This window comes from Actinospineispora acaciae DSM 45401, from assembly GCF_000620785.1.
Taxonomy (GTDB): domain Bacteria; phylum Actinomycetota; class Actinomycetes; order Mycobacteriales; family Pseudonocardiaceae; genus Pseudonocardia; species Pseudonocardia acaciae.
The window spans coordinates 826,001-841,121 of the sequence record NZ_JIAI01000002.1; the positions used below are offsets into that span (position 1 = coordinate 826,001).

Consider the following 15,121-nt stretch of genomic DNA (forward strand, 5'->3'; position numbering starts at 1 on the left):
GCGGCATGATGGTGACGTGAGCACTTCGACCCAGACGCTGCCCGACGTCGACACCCGCCCCGAGGGCACCGACTCCACGGGTGACGACGACCCGAAGATGTTCCACTACGTCCGCAAGGAGAAGATCACCGAGAGCGCCGTGCTCGGCAACATGGTGGAGGCGCTGTGCGGGGAGCGGTTCCCGGTCACGCGCTCGCCCAAGCCCGGCTCACCGGTCTGCCCGGACTGCAAGAAGATCTACGAGTCGCTGCCGCCCGGGGGCGGCGAGGAGTAGCCGACCCGGGTGCCCGACGGCCGGGCCCGCCTCGGCGCCGGCGCGTCCCCGCCGCGCAGCGCGACGGCCAGCCTGCGGATGCCCAGCTTGGTCTGGATGCGGTGCCGGCGCTCGCTGGGGTGCACCGGCCAGATCTCCTGGATGGCGTTGTTGAGCTGCGCGCCGAGCACCACCGCGAACCCGATCAGGAACGCGAACAGCAGGAACGCGATCGGCGTTGCCAGCGCCCCGTAGGTGTAGCCGGTCCTGGTGATCGCCGAGATGTAGACGCGCAGCCCGGTGGCGGAGATCGCGAACACCAGCATGGCCAGCACCGCGCCGGGTAGCAGCCGGAGGAAGGGCAGGCTGCGCGGCAGCGCCGCCTTGTACAGCGTGGTCAGGCCCACCACGATCACCACCAGCACGGCCGGGGTGTAGAACATGTTGATCAGGTTCAGCGCCGACGAGGTCCACGAGCTGGGCAGTATCTTGCCGAGCAGCTCGGGCCCGAGCGTCACCAGCGGCAGCGTCACCACCATCACCACCAGCGCGGCCAGGTAGATGAGCAGCGCGAAGATCCGCTGCCAGACCGGGTGGCGGATGCTGTACTGCTCGTGCGCGAAGGTGATCGAGTCGACCAGCGAGGACACCGCCGAGGAGCCGGCGAACAGCGCGATCAGGAAGCCCACCGAGACGATGTCCGGGCGGCCCTGGCGGAGGATGTCCACCACTGTGGGTTCGATCGCCTGGGTGACAACCTCATGGCTGAAGATGGTGTTGGAGAACCGGACGATGCCGTGCTGCACCGAGCTGAGCGTCTCCGGGCCGAACCAGCCGGCCACGTAGCCCATGCTGCCGAACAGCCCGAGCAGCAGCGGCGGCAGCGACAGCGCCTCCCAGTAGGCGGCCTGCGCGGCCATCGCGAAGATGCCGTCGTCCCAGGACTTGGACAGCGTGCGCGCCATCAGGCGCCGGCCCTTGGAGCCGGTTCCCGCGCCCGCGTCGGCGGCCTTCTTCGGCTCGCCGGAGTCGTCCTGCGTCCTCATGTCACCTTTCAGTGTGCTGTACCGGGCTCGATACATCGACCTCGGTGTCCCCGCCGCGCGCCGCGCCGACCGGGGACAAGATCACGAAGGGCGTCGATTAGAGTTCGGGTGCCCGCGCGGCGCCCGTCCTCATCGACGCGGCCGTGGGCGGGCTCGCCACCGCGAGAGGTGGCTGGAGGGGAATCCGGACGGACCCGACGCGGCAGCGCCGCCGCGTCCGGACGCCGGTGCCCGGGGGCCATCACCGGCCGGGCGCCGGCAGCGAGGCATGGCACGGCCGTCGTCCTGTGGGGGATGGGCGCCGGGGGAGAGGAGTCGCGTGTCGGAACCGGGTTCATCGTCGGCGGTGGTCACGGAAACAGCCGGACCCGGGCTCCGGGCCTGGCAGCGGCGCGCGCTGGCCCGCTACCTGGCCGCCCGGCCCAAGGACTTCCTGGCGGCGGCCACCCCGGGCGCGGGCAAGACCACGTTCGGGCTGCGCATCGCCTCCGAGCTGCTCGCCGACCGGACGGTGGGCGCGGTCACGGTGGTCACCCCGACCGAGCACCTGAAGTACCAGTGGGCGGAGGCCGCCGGTCGGGTCGGCATCGCGCTGGACCCGGAGTTCCGCAACACCAGCGGCGCCACCTCGGCCGACTACCACGGCGCCGTGCTCACCTACGCGCAGGTGGCCGCGCACCCGACCCTGCACCGGGTGCGCACCGAGAACCGCCGCACCCTGGTGGTGCTCGACGAGGTGCACCACGCCGGGGACGCCAAGTCCTGGGGCGACGCGGTCCGGGAGGCGTTCGAGCCGGCCGTGCGCCGCCTGGCGCTGACCGGCACCCCGTTCCGCAGCGACGACAACCCGATCCCGTTCGTGACCTACGAGCCGGACGGCGAGGGCGTGCTGCACAGCAAGGCCGACCACTCCTACGGCTACTCCGACGCGCTGCGCGACGGCGTGGTCCGGCCGGTGGTGTTCCTGGCGTACTCCGGGCAGGCCAGCTGGCGCACCAGCGCGGGCGAGGAGTTCACCGCCCGCCTCGGCGAGCCGCTGACCGCCGAGCAGACCGCGCGGGCCTGGCGCACCGCGCTGGACCCGAACGGCGAGTGGATCTCCGCCGTGCTCGGCGCCGCCGACACCCGGCTGTCCCAGCTGCGCTCCGGCGGCGTCCCGGACGCCGGTGGCCTGCTGATCGCCTCCGACCAGAGCACCGCCCGCGCCTACGCCGGCCTGCTGCACCGGCTGACCGGCACGCCCCCGGTGCTGGTGCTCTCCGACGAGGCCGGCGCCTCGGCCCGGATCGCGGCGTTCGCCGCTTCCGACGACCGCTGGCTGGTCGCGGTGCGGATGGTCAGCGAGGGCGTGGACGTGCCCCGGCTGGCCGTCGGCGTGTACGCCACCAGCGCGTCCACCCCGCTGTTCTTCGCCCAGGCGGTCGGCCGGTTCGTGCGCGCCCGCCGGCCGGGGGAGACGGCCAGCGTGTTCCTGCCCAGCGTGCCGGCGCTGCTGGAGCTGGCCAGCGCGCTGGAGGCGCAGCGCGACCACGTGCTGGGCAAGCCGGACCGGCCCAAGGAGGGCTGGGACGACGAGCTGCTGGCCGCCGCGCAGGCCGAGCGGGACGAGCCGGGCGAGGACGAGAAGGCGTTCACCTCGCTGGGCGCGGACGCCGAGCTGGACCAGGTCATCTACGACGGGTCGTCGTTCGGCACCGCCACCTTCGCCGGCACCGACGAGGAGCACGACTTCCTGGGCCTGCCGGGCCTGCTGGAGCCGGACCAGGTGCGGGCATTGCTGCGGCAGCGCCAAGAGCGCCAGCTCGCGGACCGCTCCGCCGCGTCCGCATCGCCCGAACCGGCCGCGCCGGCACCGGCGGCGTCACGGCCGGCGGTCTCGGTGCGCGAGCGGCTCAACGGGCTGCGCAAGGAGCTCAACACCCTGGTCGCCCTGCACCACCACCGCACCGGGAAGCCGCACGGGGTCATTCACGGCGAGCTGCGCCGCTCCTGCGGCGGCCCGCCGACCGCGATGGCCACCGCCGAGCAGCTCGAGGAACGGATCGCCACGCTGCGCACCTGGCGCTGAGCCTGAGTACGACGAAGGGGGCGAGGACCGGTCGCGGTCCCCGCCCCCTTCGGCGGTGGTCGGTTGTGGGTGTCGCGGCGTCAGGCGCCGGACTGCAGCTCGACTGCCAACTCGCGGAGCTTGGCCTCGTGGGCGCGCGCGTGGTGCCCGCAGAACAACAACTCGCCGCCGGACGGCAGTACGGCGCGAACCTTTGCCGCTGCCCCGCAGCGGTCGCAGCGGTCGGCGGCGGTGAGCTCGGGCCGGACAAGTGTTCCTGGCATTGGCTGCCTCCTCCGTCTCCGACACCGGTCTTACCCGGTGCCCTCGTGCGGGACGTCACCGCGCGTGCGCGATGCCGACACTCTTCCAGACGTTTGGCACCTGTGCACGTGTTCCCGACACAGACGCGACCTCCGTCACGGTGATGTGGCGCCTGAATCGGCGTACTGGGGCCCGCCGCGCGGCGCGGACGGCGTACGGCGGCGGGCCGCTGTCCAGGCACTCTGGCACCGTCCGTCACAGCTCGTGGCCGGTTGGTCTCCCTGGGTGGACCGTGTCCGACCATCAGGAAGGAGACGATGAGCACACGATTCTCCGGCGGGCTCGCGCGTGTCCCGGCGGATCTCACCGTGCGTCACCGTGGGCCGGCACCGGTGCCTAGGAACGTGTGGCGCCCACCGACTCGAGGGTGACCGCCGCCTGGCGCAGCCGGGCCTCGTGTGCCCGGGCGTGCTGGCCGCAGAACAAGAGCTCACCGCCGTTGGACAGGACGGCTCTGACCTTGGCCACCGCGCCGCACCTGTCGCACCGCTCGGAGACCGGGAGTGGCTGGGTTCCGCGTAGTGACGCGGCCTCGATGGCAGACATCGCGGTCTCCATTCTCTTGTATGGCGAAGTTGTACCCGAAACGTCGACGGCCAAACTTCCGCTGTTACCCCACCTTCTCGGTCGGGTTACCCCCAGCGAGAGTGTCGGGCGTTGCCGGGGCGGTTCGGGGGTGTCCTCCATCGCACCGGACCCGGGCCGGGATGGATGCTATCGGCGCAGGTCAGAAGCCTGTTCGAAGCGAATCCCGGAGGGGGAGTGCGTGATGATCAGCCAGCTGCGTCGTCGGTTCGGCCAGGAGCCGGAGCGGACTCGTACGGGTGAATCCGAGGCCTGGCTCGAGGACTGCCGGCGCCGGGAGGTCACGGCGCTGTGGCGGGAGGGCTGCATCGCGGCCGGGCTCTGCGACCACATCCCGACCGCCAGCGGATGGACGTCGGCGGTGCCCCGGATCGGCACCATCGTCAGGACCGGCGACCCCACCGTGTTCACGGTCCGGCTGCGGCCCGGCCAGTTGGCAGCCGACGTGCTGGCCGCCGCGCCGCGCCTGCTGGCCGCGATGGGCATGTCCGAGCTGCGGGTCAGCGACCTGGCGCCGATGTGGGTGCGGGTGACGCTGCTGGCCGGGGCCGTGTCCCGGGCCGAGCCCGAGGGTCCCGCTCCCAGCGTGCTGCACCACCTGCGCCCGCACGGGACCCGGCTGGCGGCCTGAGACGACGCGGGCCTCCGAGCCGGGGTGCGGCTCGGAGGCCCGTATCGGGGTGTCTTGCCTAGTCCAGGTAGTCGCGGAGAACCTGCGACCGCGACGGGTGGCGCAGCTTGGACATGGTCTTGGACTCGATCTGGCGGATGCGCTCGCGGGTCACGCCGTAGACCTGGCCGATCTCGTCCAGGGTGCGCGGCTGGCCGTCGGTGAGGCCGAAGCGCAGCCTGACCACGCCGGCCTCGCGCTCGGACAGGGTGGCCAGCACGGACTGCAGCTGGTCCTGCAGCAGGGTGAACGACACCGCGTCCACCGCGACCACTGCCTCGGAGTCCTCGATGAAGTCGCCGAGCTGGCTGTCGCCCTCGTCGCCGATGGTCTGGTCCAGCGAGATGGGCTCCCGGGCGTACTGCTGGATCTCCAGCACCTTCTCCGGGGTGATGTCCATTTCCTTGGCGAGCTCCTCGGGGGTCGGCTCGCGGCCGAGGTCCTGGAGCAGCTCACGCTGGATTCGACCCAGCTTGTTGATCACCTCGACCATGTGCACCGGAATACGAATGGTGCGGGCCTGGTCGGCCATGGCGCGGGTGATGGCCTGGCGGATCCACCAGGTGGCGTAGGTGGAGAACTTGTAGCCCTTGGTGTAGTCGAACTTCTCCACCGCGCGGATCAGGCCGAGGTTGCCTTCCTGGATCAGATCGAGGAAGGCCATTCCGCGCCCGGTGTAGCGCTTGGCCAGCGAGACCACCAGCCGCAGGTTGGCCTCGAGCAGGTGGTTCTTGGCCCGCTCCCCGTCGCGCACGATCCAGCGCAGGTCGCGGCGCATCTGCGGGGCGGCGGTCTTGTCCGTGTCGGCCATCTTGCGCAGCCGCTCGGCGGCGTAGAGGCCGGCCTCGATCCGCTTGGCCAGCTCCACCTCCTCCTCGGCGTTGAGCAGCGCGACCTTGCCGATCTGCTTGAGGTATGCGCGGACGGAGTCCGCCGAGGCGGTGAGCTCGGCGTCCTTGCGGGCCTGCCGCAGCGCCTCCGACTCCTCCTCGTCCCAGACGAAGTCGCCGGACTTGCGGGCGGCCGGGGAGGCGCTCTTACCAGGCTCCTCGGCGACGTCGTCGTCCTCGTCGTCGTCCGAGGCGGCGATGCTGATCGCCGCTCCGTCCGCCCCTTCCTCGGAGGCGTCGACCTCGTCGTCCTCGTCCAGGGCGACGTCGGAGTCGACATCGGTGAGGTCGTCGACGTCGGGGCTGGCGGCGTCGAGGTCCATGTCCTCGCCGTCGGCGAGCGCGGCCTCGTCGGCCGGCGCGCCCTTGGCGGACTTCGTCTTGGCCCGGCCCGACTTCTCGGGCTTGGCGGTCTTGGCGGTGCCGCGGGATCGGGTTGCCGTCTTGGTTCCGGTCGCGGAGGTCCGGCGGGTCCGCCGGGCGGGGGCCGCCGCGCCGTCGACGGTCGGATCCGGTTTGGTTACGGGTTCTACGGCTGCCACAGGGGCCCTTTCGCGACGTTTCGGCTTGGCGAGTGACATTCCGAACTGGCCGGCTGCCCTCAGCTCCAGGGGTGCCCGTCGAGCCTGTCCGACCAATTGGCCGGTACGCCCCGGCGCGGGCACAGCGACATTGTAACGAGCACCCGGCAGACCTCGCTGGCCTCGGGCTCCGGCGCGTTGCCCCGGAGTTTCCGACAGTGGCGTCGGAAGTGCTGTGCGCGCCGGTGAATGTGCTCGAATAGCGTCATGGACAGGAGCGATCCGGAGGCGTTGCGCGCGGTGGCGACGCGGCTCGCGGGCGAAGCGGCCGAGGTCGCGGCGGGGTTGCGGGCTCGGGCCATCACCCAGGTGCGGACCAAGTCCACCGACACCGACGTGGTGACCGCCGCCGACACCGAGACCGAGCGGCTGCTGCGCGGGCGGCTGGCCGAGCTGCGGCCCGGTGACGCGGTGCTGGGCGAGGAGGCCGGCATGGACGGGGCCGCTTCGCCCGCCGAGGGACAGCTGTGCTGGGTCATCGACCCGATCGACGGCACCGTCAACTACCTCTACGGCTACCCCTGGTACGCGGTGTCGGTGGCGGTCACCAGGGACGGCGCGGCGCTGGCCGGCGCGGTGGTCGAGCCGGCCTCGGGGCGGGTGTGGAGCGCGGCGGCCGGCGGTGGCGCGAGCCTGGACGGCGAGCCGCTGCGGGCGTCGGGCGCCGAGCGGCTGGACCTGGCGCTGATCGGCACCGGGTTCAGCTACCACCGGGGCCGGCGGGTCCGGCAGGGCGAGCTGGCCACCGGGCTGCTGTCCCGGGTGCGCGACATCCGGCGCGGCGGCGCGGCATCGCTGGACCTGTGCGCGGTGGCCGCCGGCTGGCTGGACGGCTACTACGAGCACGGCATCAACCCGTGGGACTGGGCGGCCGGCGCGCTGGTGGCCAGCGAGGCGGGTGCGGCCGTGCACGCGCCGGACCCGGCGGCGCCGTTCGGGGACGCGATAGTGGTGGCCGCCCCGGGCATCGACGCCCAGCTCACCGACGCGCTGTCCGAGCTGGGGGCCGGCGGGGTCTAAGGCCCGCGAGTCGCGCGTTTGGGCACACTGAGTCGCGTGTTTGAGCACACGGGGGTGTGTGCTGGAACGCGCGACTCACTGTGCTGAGACGCGCGACTCGCGGGGGTTGGTTGGGGGTCAGCAGCGGACGGCGCGGGCTTTGGCGAGGAGTTGGGGGTCTACGGAGACGGGCTGGCCGGAGGGGGCGCTGAGCTGGCTCAGGGCGTCCTTGGCCGCCTTGCCCGCGTGGACCTCGCCGAACAGCGTGCCGACCGCCACGTCCACCGTGTCGTCGGCGCGGTTGTCCCTGATCAGCGCCAGGCAGGGGAGCACCAGGCCGATGGTGCGGGCCGCCGGGGCGCCGTTCGGGCCGTAGCGCAGGTTGCCCCGGCAGGCGAGGTTGCCGGTCGGGTAGAAGGGGTCGTTGTTCGGGTCGCCCGCCTCGGTGAAGCCGAGGTCGCCGAGCTGGCTGGCCACCAGGTTTGCCTGGCCGCGCTGCCCGCCGCCGTTGAGCACCCGGATCCGGACGGTGGTCGGGGACGCGGGCGCGACCTGGTCCAGGGCGGACGGCGGCTGCGCGACCCCGATCTCGGGCTGGCCGGGCGGGGCCGCGCTCGGCGGCGGGCACACCGCGCCCGACGGGGCGTCCCCGGCGGTGCTCAGCACGACCGTCCAGGTGACGACCACCAGCACGGTGAGCACGCTGACGACGACCGCCACCGGGCGCGCGCTGCGCCGCTGGTAGGGCTTCGGCTGGGGGTAGCGCGCGAGCCAGCCCCATCGTTGCGAGGGAGGCATCACGCGGCGGGCTTTCCGGTCACAGCGAGCACCCTAATTGTGACGGCGGGCAAAGAACGGGGCGACGCGAGCTAATCGCGGTGGGTTCTGACGGATCGCTGAGCTACCCTCTGCGCCTGGCGACGCCGGCGAACCCAGGGGACGGGCGAGCGGAGGGCGGATAGCACCGCCGTTTTCACCAGGATGAGACGCGCGTCACCCCAATGCCGGGCACAAAAGACCGGGCTGGGACGTTGTGCCGCAGCACGACAGAGAGACAGAGTTGTTGAGGGTGGGAGCAATGGCGACCGACTACGACGCACCGCGCCGCAATGAGACAGATGACATGGCGGAAGACTCCCTCGAGGAGCTGAAGGCGCGTCGGAACGAAGCACAGTCCGCGGTGGTCGACGTGGATGAGTCGGACACGGCGGAGAGCTTCGAGCTGCCCGGGGCCGACCTCTCCGGCGAAGAGCTGACGGTGAAGGTACTGCCCAAGCAGGCCGACGAGTTCACCTGTTCGAGCTGTTTCCTGGTGATCCACCGCAGCCGGCTGGCTGCGCACCACAACGGGCAGCCGATCTGCATGGACTGCGCCTAGACCGACGTGGCTGAGTCGACACGCGCCGTACGGCGTGGGTCGGGTCAGCCGGAACGACCGGTCCGGAGGCACCGCAGGAGTGCCTCCGGGCGGCGGGCGCTGAAGATCCAGTACGGCGTTGGGTCGGCTGGGTCGTTCAGCGTCACGCGCACCATCGAACCTATCCACGGGCGGTGCAGCACATAGGCCGACGGGTCCAGCTCGGGACCCAGCGCCACCTGCTTGTCCTTGGCGGGGACCACCGACGCATCGGCGATGAACCGGGCGGGCAGCCGCGCCGGCCCGACCCTCAGCAGTTGCTCGCCGTCCCGCCGCTCGGTCAGCGTGATCCGAACCCGGCCGAGCCGCAGCAGCGCCGTCGCCAGCAGCGGCACCATCACCAGCACCGGTATCCAGGCCGGCACCCCGGGATGGCCGAGGCGGACGCTGACCTCGATCAACGCGATCACCGCGAACCCGGCCGGCCACCACCACCAGGGCACCGACAACCGTTCGTCGAACCGCGGGGCGCCGGAGGGCGCAGGCCGGGTCATGTGGCGGCGGGTGGTCACTCGGCTCAGGGTAACGTCGCGCGCCGTGGGTGAGGGCAGCGGCGTTACGGACGGTGTACGGGTGCGGCTGACCCGGTTGGATCCGGGCGTGCCGATCCCGAGCTACGCCCATCCGGGCGATGCCGGGGCCGACCTGGTCACCGTTTGTGACATCGAGCTGGCGCCCGGCGAGCGAGTGACAGTAGGTACCGGGGTGGCCATCGCGCTCCCCGAGGGCTTCGCCGCGTTCGTCCACCCGCGCTCCGGGCTGGCCGCGCGCTCCGGGCTGTCGGTGGTCAACACCCCTGGCACGGTGGACGCGGGGTATCGCGGCGAGATCAAGGTCTGCCTGATCAACCACGACCTTCGGGAACCGGTGCGGCTGCGCCGGGGCGACCGGATCGCCCAGCTGATCGTGCAGCGGGTCGAGCGGGCGGTGTTCGACGAGGTGTCGGAGCTGCCCGGGTCGGTGCGCGGGGACGGGGGGTACGGCTCCACGGGGGTCGCCTCGGAATCGTCCAACGGAGCGGCGCGGCTCGCGGGGCAGGGACCGGCCGACGGCGGGGGGCGATAGGTGTTCGGACGCGCCCGCCAGGAACCTGACGATCTCGAAGACCTACCACCCGTCGAACCGAGGCGACCGATCGGCGACCGTCGCAGATCGGCGGATACCGGCCCGTTCGACGCGGACGAGCCGGGCGCCTCCACGGTGGACGGTGGCCTGGACTTCGGTTCGCTGCGGGTGCCGATGCCGGCCCGGGCGCAGTTGCAGGTCGAGCAGGGCGCCGGAGAGCTGCTGCGGGCGGTGCACGTGCTGGTGCCGTCCGGCCGGGTGAGCCTGAGCGCGCTCGCCGCGCCCCGGTCGGCGCCGCTGTGGCGCGGGCTGTCCCAGGAGATCGCGGACTCGCTGGCCAAGGACGGCGCCAGGGTGCGGTCGGAATGGGGGGAGTGGGGCCGGGAGGTCCAGGCCGGGTCGAACGGGGCGCTGTCCCGGTTCATCGGGGTGGACGGGCCGCGCTGGATGCTCTACGGGGTGGCCACCGGGCCCGCCGACGGCGCCGACGAGCTGGCCGACGCGCTGCGGGAGATGATCAGGGGCACGGTCGTGACCAGGGGGCCCGACCCGTTGCCGGTCAAGACGGTGTTGCCGCTGCGGCTGCCCGAGCACCTGGAGGAGCGCGTCGAGCAGGCCAGGGAGCAGTCCCGGCAGCCCTCGGTCCCCGAGCCCGCGCCGCTCTCGCCGTCTGTGCCGTCCGCGCCGCCCGGGCCGCCCGCCCAGGCGGAGCCGTCGCGCCCGGTGGGCCGTCCCCCGGCGCCGCCCCCGTCCGCGCCGGGGCAACCGGCCGCGTCGGGCCGGCCGGCGCGGATCGGGTGGCCGGGCGAGCCGGCTTCGCCTCCCGCGCCTCAGGGGCCGCCGGGTCGGTCGCCCGCCGCGCCGCCGGCCGCCGCGCGCCTGGGGGCACCCCCGCCGTCCGCGCCTCCGAGGTGGCAGCCGTCCGCCCCGCCACCGAGCCGGCCCGGTGATCCGTTCGCGGGTTCGCCGACCAGGGGCATGCCACCCCAGGCCGGGCCGCCGGCCGGTTCGTCGCCCGGCCCACGGCGCATGGGGCTGCCGCCCATCCCGACGGCCGGGCCGTTGGACACCAACGGGACGCCCATGCCGCCTCCCGACGCGACGTGGACGTTCGCGAGGCCGGTCGTCAGCGCCGACCAGGTGGCCCAGCAGCCGGCCTGGGCGCAGCTCAGCGACGCGCCGGCGTTCTGGCCGGAGGCCTCGCCGGCGCGTCGGCCGGGACAGCCACCTGGCCGGCCGGGACACGTCTCGCCCGGCCTCGGACACCCCCCGCCCGGTCCGGGTCGCGGCCCCCGCGGTCCGGAGTACCCGCCACCCCGGCCGGCGCACGGACCCGGACCTTTCCCGCCCCCCGGGCCGGAGCGGGCGTTCCGGGGGCCGGAACGGCCCTTCGACAGGCCGGACTTTCCGCCGCCCGGGCCGGACTTCCCACGGTCGGGCGCGGACTTTCCGCGAGGCGAGCCCGACCATCTTTCGGCAGGTTCGGACTTCCCGTCGGTCATGTCGGACTTTCCATACCCCGGCGCCGATTTCCCACCGCCCGCGCCAGACCATCTCCCGGCTCGGCGCGACAACCCCCCGCCCTGGGCCAATGAACCCCCACCCTGGGCAAACGAACCCCCGCCGTGGGCCGATCACTCCCCGTCGTGGCCCGAGCACCGCTCGCACGGCACACCCCCGCCCGAATATCCACGGTGGGACCACCAGCCGCCTCGGCCGGAGCTCCCGCCGCCCGGGCCGAGCCACTCGTCGTCGGCGCCGCCCCCGCCCGAGCGCGGGCACTACGACCCCGGGCAGGAGCCCAGGCCCAGCGAACCCAGGAAGCGCGCCGAGCCGAGCCTGCTCGACTCCACCGACGCCCTGCACATGGCGCTGACCACGGACGTGGCGGTCACCCAGGACCGGCTGCCCCGGGTGGAGCGGCGACGGCGCCACCGCGAACCCTGACCGGTCCCGTCAGGCGAGCGCGCGGGCTCGCAGCCAGGCCAGTACCGAGGCGCGGCCGATGCTCGCCCGGTCCCGGCCCAGCGCCGCCAGCGTGCTGGTGACCAGCGCGGACCGGGGCGTCAGGTCATGCCAGTGCTGGGCCACCGCCAGCGGGTGCACCGGGTCGTCCCGCAGCCCGGCCAGGCCGACCGGCACCCGCAGCCCGGCCAGCTCGGCCTCGGTCGGCCCCACGGCGGCCGCCGCCGCCTCCAGCGAGCAGGCCAACCCGTCGCCGTGGCGCCGCCACGCCCTGGCCAGCTCGGTACCCAGCCATTCCGGCGTGCGCGCCCGGGTGGTCTCGATGGTCGCCGCCAGCCCGTCGCGCCGCAGCGCCGCCGCGCTGGCCGCCGCCGCGGTCGCCGCCGGCGCCGCTCCCGGTGGCCCGGTCCAGGCCGGCAGCGCCAGCAGCAGCCCGGCCAGCCGAAGCCCGCTCGACGACGCCGCCGCCCAGCGCGCGGCCACCTGAGCGCCCAGTGACACCCCGCCGACCAGCAGCCCGTCCCCGCCCTGCGCCGCCCGGTCCAGCGCCCGCAGGTAGCCGTCCACCACGCCCACGCCGGGGCTCGGCGCGGGCGCCAGCAACGGGATGCCGAGCGCGCGCAGCGGCCCGCCGAACGCGGCGGTGACGAACACCTCGTCCGACCCGGTGCCCGGAAGCAGCACCGCGAGCCGGACCCCGGTGACGTGTGACATCGGCATGACCACGATCGTGCCGGAACGTTTATAGAACGGCGGCAGCGGTTACGCTGGGGGCGAGCCGGCCGGAGTGTGCCGGCTCCCCTTCGCATTCCCCGGGAGAGGGCATGGGATCCACCGACGGTGGCCTCCTGAAACGGTTCCTTCGCAAGCTCACCTCGGACGTCGAGGACCTTGACGCCGACGACCTCTCCCGAGACGCCGAGCGGTCCGGCGCGCAGAAGGCGTGCGACTGCCGCTGCGGGGACGAGGTCACCATGGTCGGTAGGCTGCGGACCGTGGAACTGAGTCCGAAGGAGGCATCCGCGACCTTGCAGGCCGAGCTCTACGACGGCACGGACGGAGACGGCGTGACGCTGATCTGGGTGGGCCGCCGGCGCATCCCCGGCATCGAGCCCGGCCGCCGGATCAAGGTGCGCGGTCGGGTGGCGGTACGCAACGGCCGCAAGGTGCTCTACAACCCCTACTACGAGCTGCGACAGGCCTCGTGAGCGGTCGTCACGCGCGCGGGAACGAGGCCGAGACGGCCGCCGAGCCCGAGGCCACCACGGAGCTGACCGAGCCGACTGAGCCGACTGAGCCGACCAAGGAAGCTCCCCGCGAGACGATCCTGCAGCAGCTCGGCGGGGTGTCCGGGATGATCTACTCCACGGTCCCCGTCGTGGTGTTCGCCGTGGTGTTCTCGCTCACCTCGCTGGTGCCGGCGCTGATCGCGGCGGTCGGGGTGGCGGTGGCCATCGCGGTCTGGCGGCTGGTCAGGGGCGAGCCGCTGCAACCGGCGGTGTCCGGGCTGTTCGGGGTGGGGATTGGCGCGTTCATCGCCTACCGCACCGGGCAGGCGAAGGGCTTCTTCCTGCTCGGCATCTGGTACAGCGCGGTGCTCGCCGCCGGGTTCCTGATCTCGGTGCTGGTGCGCTGGCCGCTGGCCGGGGTGATCTGGCACGGCATCAACGGCGACGGCCAGGGCTGGCGCGCGGACAAGGACCTGCTGCGCGGGTACTCGCTGGCGACCCTGCTCTGGGCGGTGGTCTTCGGGTCGAAGTTCGCGGTGCAGAACTGGCTCTACGACACCGACCAGACCGGATGGCTGGCCTTCGCGCGCATCGCGATGGGCTACCCGCTGGCCGGCCTGGCGCTGCTGGGCACGTTCTGGGCCGTCCAGCGCGCCCGGCGCAAGAGCGGCCAGGCGCGCCCGGCCTGAGACGGGCTAGCCCAGCAGCGCCGCCCGGATCTCCTCCTCGACGGCGGCGGAGGCCACCAGCAGCAGCTCGTCCAGGGCCTCCAGCGAGTCGTCGGGCTGCGGCACGATCACCCGCCCGCCGCGCAGCACCGCCACCAGCGCGGCGTCCACCGGCAGCTTCAGCTCGCGCACCGGGCGGCCGGCCAGCGGGGTGGTCTCCGGCAGCGTCACCTCGACCAGGTTGGCCTGGCCCTGGCGCAGCGTCATCAGCCGCACCAGGTCGCCCACGCTGACCGCCTCCTCGACCACGGCGGCCAGCATCCGGGGCGTGGACACCGCGACGTCCACGCCCCAGTTCTCGTCGAACAGCCACTCGTTGCGCGGGTCGTTCACCCTGGCCACCACGCGGCGCACCGCGAACTCCATCTTGGCCAGCAGCGAGACCACCAGGTTCACCTTGTCGTCCCCGGTGGCCGCGATCACCACGTCACAGCTCTGCAGCCCGGCCTCCTCCAGCGAGGACAGCTCGCAGGCGTCCGCGTTGACCCACTCGGCCCGCTCCACGCTCTCCGGCTCGATCTCGGCGAGATCGCGCTCGATGAGCATCACCTCGTGCCCGTTGTCCAGTAACTCGGTGGCGATCGAACGCCCGACCGCGCCGGCTCCGGCAATGGCGACCCGCATCTGAGTCAACTCCCCTCGGGCTCGCGCGTCGCGGCCGCCGTGACGTCGCTGACGGTTCCGGACACCACCGCCATGTAGAGGGTGTCGTCGGCCTGGATCACCGTGTCCCGCATCGGCAGCAGCCCGGAGCCGAACCGCAGGATGAACGCCACCCGGCCGCCGGTGGCCTGCTCCAGCTCGTCCACCGGCCGCCCGGCCCAGCCCTCGTGCACCGGCAGCTGGATGACCGCCACGGTGCCGGACGGGTCCCGCCAGGCGCTGCTCACCCCGTCCGGGAGCAGCATCCGCATGAACCGGTCGGTGGTCCACGGCACCGTGGCCACCGTGGGAATGCCCAGCCGCTCGTAGACCTCGGCACGGCGGGCGTCGTAGATCCGGGCAACCACCCGTTCGATACCGAACGTCTCCCTGGCCACCCTGGCCGCGATGATGTTCGAGTTGTCCCCGCTGGAGACCGCCGCGAACGCGCTGGCCTGCTCCACCCCGGCCCGGCGCAGCACGTCACGGTGGAAGCCGATCCCGCACACCTGCTGGCCCCGGAAGTCGGCCGCCAACCTGCGGAAAGCCTTGGCGTCCCGATCGATGATCGCGACCTCGTGCCCCTGCCGTTCCAGGCCGGCCGCCAGCGAGGACCCGACCCGGCCGCAGCCCATGATCACCACTCGCATGGACCCAGTCTCCCTCGAATTGCCGCTGGC

The 15,121-nt window shown here is 73.2% G+C and carries 18 protein-coding genes; 9 read left to right on the forward strand and 9 right to left on the reverse strand.

Annotated features, from left to right (window positions below):
- The first annotated feature begins 16 nt into the window (after nucleotides 1–16).
- The gene (locus N912_RS0113500; protein ID WP_064745247.1) at nucleotides 17–274 is read left to right on the forward strand and encodes a DUF3039 domain-containing protein; all 258 of its coding nucleotides are present in this window, start codon (nucleotides 17–19) and stop codon (nucleotides 272–274) included.
- Here N912_RS0113500 and N912_RS51655 read toward each other — a convergent pair.
- Nucleotides 238–1,299 carry a YihY/virulence factor BrkB family protein gene (locus N912_RS51655; protein WP_051580135.1) on the reverse strand — a complete coding sequence of 354 codons (1,062 nt, stop codon included), beginning with the start codon at nucleotides 1,297–1,299 and terminating at the stop codon, nucleotides 238–240. The genes N912_RS0113500 and N912_RS51655 overlap by 37 nt on opposite strands.
- 268 nt (nucleotides 1,300–1,567) lie before the next feature.
- On the opposite strand from N912_RS51655, the gene N912_RS0113510 reads away from it, so the two are divergent.
- Nucleotides 1,568–3,367, forward strand: coding sequence for a DEAD/DEAH box helicase (locus N912_RS0113510; RefSeq protein WP_084210854.1), 1,800 nt, complete (start codon nucleotides 1,568–1,570; stop codon nucleotides 3,365–3,367).
- 80 nt (nucleotides 3,368–3,447) lie between these two features.
- On the opposite strand, the gene N912_RS0113515 is transcribed toward N912_RS0113510, so the two are convergent.
- On the reverse strand, nucleotides 3,448–3,630 hold the full coding sequence (locus tag N912_RS0113515) for a DUF7455 domain-containing protein (protein WP_028922850.1): 183 nt from the start codon (nucleotides 3,628–3,630) through the stop codon (nucleotides 3,448–3,450).
- A 376-nt stretch (nucleotides 3,631–4,006) separates the two neighbouring features.
- Nucleotides 4,007–4,216, reverse strand: a complete 210-nt coding sequence (locus N912_RS0113520) for a DUF7455 domain-containing protein (RefSeq protein WP_028922851.1) — start codon at nucleotides 4,214–4,216, stop codon at nucleotides 4,007–4,009.
- Between the two features lie 223 nt (nucleotides 4,217–4,439).
- On the opposite strand from N912_RS0113520, the gene N912_RS0113525 reads away from it, so the two are divergent.
- On the forward strand, nucleotides 4,440–4,886 hold the full coding sequence (locus N912_RS0113525; RefSeq protein ID WP_028922852.1) for a hypothetical protein: 447 nt from the start codon (nucleotides 4,440–4,442) through the stop codon (nucleotides 4,884–4,886).
- Nucleotides 4,887–4,944: 58 nt separating this feature from the next.
- Here N912_RS0113525 and N912_RS0113530 read toward each other — a convergent pair whose 3' ends face one another.
- The gene (locus tag N912_RS0113530) at nucleotides 4,945–6,396 is read right to left on the reverse strand and encodes an RNA polymerase sigma factor (protein ID WP_084210855.1); all 1,452 of its coding nucleotides are present in this window, start codon (nucleotides 6,394–6,396) and stop codon (nucleotides 4,945–4,947) included.
- A gap of 207 nt (nucleotides 6,397–6,603) precedes the next feature.
- Here N912_RS0113530 and N912_RS0113535 point away from each other — a divergent pair, with 207 nt between their 5' ends.
- Nucleotides 6,604–7,416, forward strand: a complete 813-nt coding sequence (locus tag N912_RS0113535; RefSeq protein ID WP_028922854.1) for an inositol monophosphatase family protein — start codon at nucleotides 6,604–6,606, stop codon at nucleotides 7,414–7,416.
- Nucleotides 7,417–7,533: 117 nt separating this feature from the next.
- Here the strand turns inward: N912_RS0113535 and cei are convergent, their stop codons facing one another.
- Nucleotides 7,534–8,193: an envelope integrity protein Cei gene (cei, locus tag N912_RS51660; protein ID WP_064745248.1), complete on the reverse strand. Its 660-nt coding sequence runs from the start codon at nucleotides 8,191–8,193 to the stop codon at nucleotides 7,534–7,536.
- A 280-nt stretch (nucleotides 8,194–8,473) separates the two neighbouring features.
- Here cei and N912_RS0113545 point away from each other — a divergent pair, with 280 nt between their 5' ends.
- A complete protein-coding gene (locus tag N912_RS0113545; protein ID WP_028922855.1) occupies nucleotides 8,474–8,773 on the forward strand; it encodes a DUF4193 domain-containing protein in 300 nt (99 codons plus the stop codon).
- A 44-nt stretch (nucleotides 8,774–8,817) separates the two neighbouring features.
- Here the strand turns inward: N912_RS0113545 and N912_RS0113550 are convergent, their stop codons facing one another.
- Complete coding sequence (locus N912_RS0113550) at nucleotides 8,818–9,324, reverse strand: DUF3093 domain-containing protein (protein WP_245645269.1); 507 nt, start codon at nucleotides 9,322–9,324, stop codon at nucleotides 8,818–8,820.
- A gap of 25 nt (nucleotides 9,325–9,349) precedes the next feature.
- On the opposite strand from N912_RS0113550, the gene dut reads away from it, so the two are divergent.
- Nucleotides 9,350–9,877 (forward strand): dUTP diphosphatase, encoded by a 528-nt coding sequence (dut, locus tag N912_RS51665; protein WP_037064330.1) that lies wholly within the window; start codon nucleotides 9,350–9,352, stop codon nucleotides 9,875–9,877.
- The gene (locus N912_RS63495; RefSeq protein ID WP_051580136.1) at nucleotides 9,878–11,824 is read left to right on the forward strand and encodes a DUF3710 domain-containing protein; all 1,947 of its coding nucleotides are present in this window, start codon (nucleotides 9,878–9,880) and stop codon (nucleotides 11,822–11,824) included.
- Between the two features lie 9 nt (nucleotides 11,825–11,833).
- On the opposite strand, the gene N912_RS0113565 is transcribed toward N912_RS63495, so the two are convergent.
- Nucleotides 11,834–12,562, reverse strand: a complete 729-nt coding sequence (locus N912_RS0113565; RefSeq protein ID WP_342670852.1) for an alpha/beta hydrolase — start codon at nucleotides 12,560–12,562, stop codon at nucleotides 11,834–11,836.
- A gap of 104 nt (nucleotides 12,563–12,666) precedes the next feature.
- On the opposite strand from N912_RS0113565, the gene N912_RS0113570 reads away from it, so the two are divergent.
- Nucleotides 12,667–13,050: an OB-fold nucleic acid binding domain-containing protein gene (locus N912_RS0113570; RefSeq protein WP_028922858.1), complete on the forward strand. Its 384-nt coding sequence runs from the start codon at nucleotides 12,667–12,669 to the stop codon at nucleotides 13,048–13,050.
- The gene (locus N912_RS51675; RefSeq protein ID WP_245645270.1) at nucleotides 13,047–13,760 is read left to right on the forward strand and encodes a DUF3159 domain-containing protein; all 714 of its coding nucleotides are present in this window, start codon (nucleotides 13,047–13,049) and stop codon (nucleotides 13,758–13,760) included. Before N912_RS0113570 ends, N912_RS51675 begins: the two co-directional genes overlap by 4 nt.
- A 6-nt stretch (nucleotides 13,761–13,766) precedes the next feature.
- Here N912_RS51675 and N912_RS0113580 read toward each other — a convergent pair whose 3' ends face one another.
- Together N912_RS0113580 and N912_RS0113585 are read right to left on the reverse strand one after the other, a co-directional pair.
- The gene (locus N912_RS0113580; protein WP_028922859.1) at nucleotides 13,767–14,423 is read right to left on the reverse strand and encodes a potassium channel family protein; all 657 of its coding nucleotides are present in this window, start codon (nucleotides 14,421–14,423) and stop codon (nucleotides 13,767–13,769) included.
- Nucleotides 14,424–14,428: 5 nt separating this feature from the next.
- Nucleotides 14,429–15,091 (reverse strand): potassium channel family protein, encoded by a 663-nt coding sequence (locus tag N912_RS0113585; RefSeq protein WP_028922860.1) that lies wholly within the window; start codon nucleotides 15,089–15,091, stop codon nucleotides 14,429–14,431.
- Nucleotides 15,092–15,121: the final 30 nt, after the last annotated feature.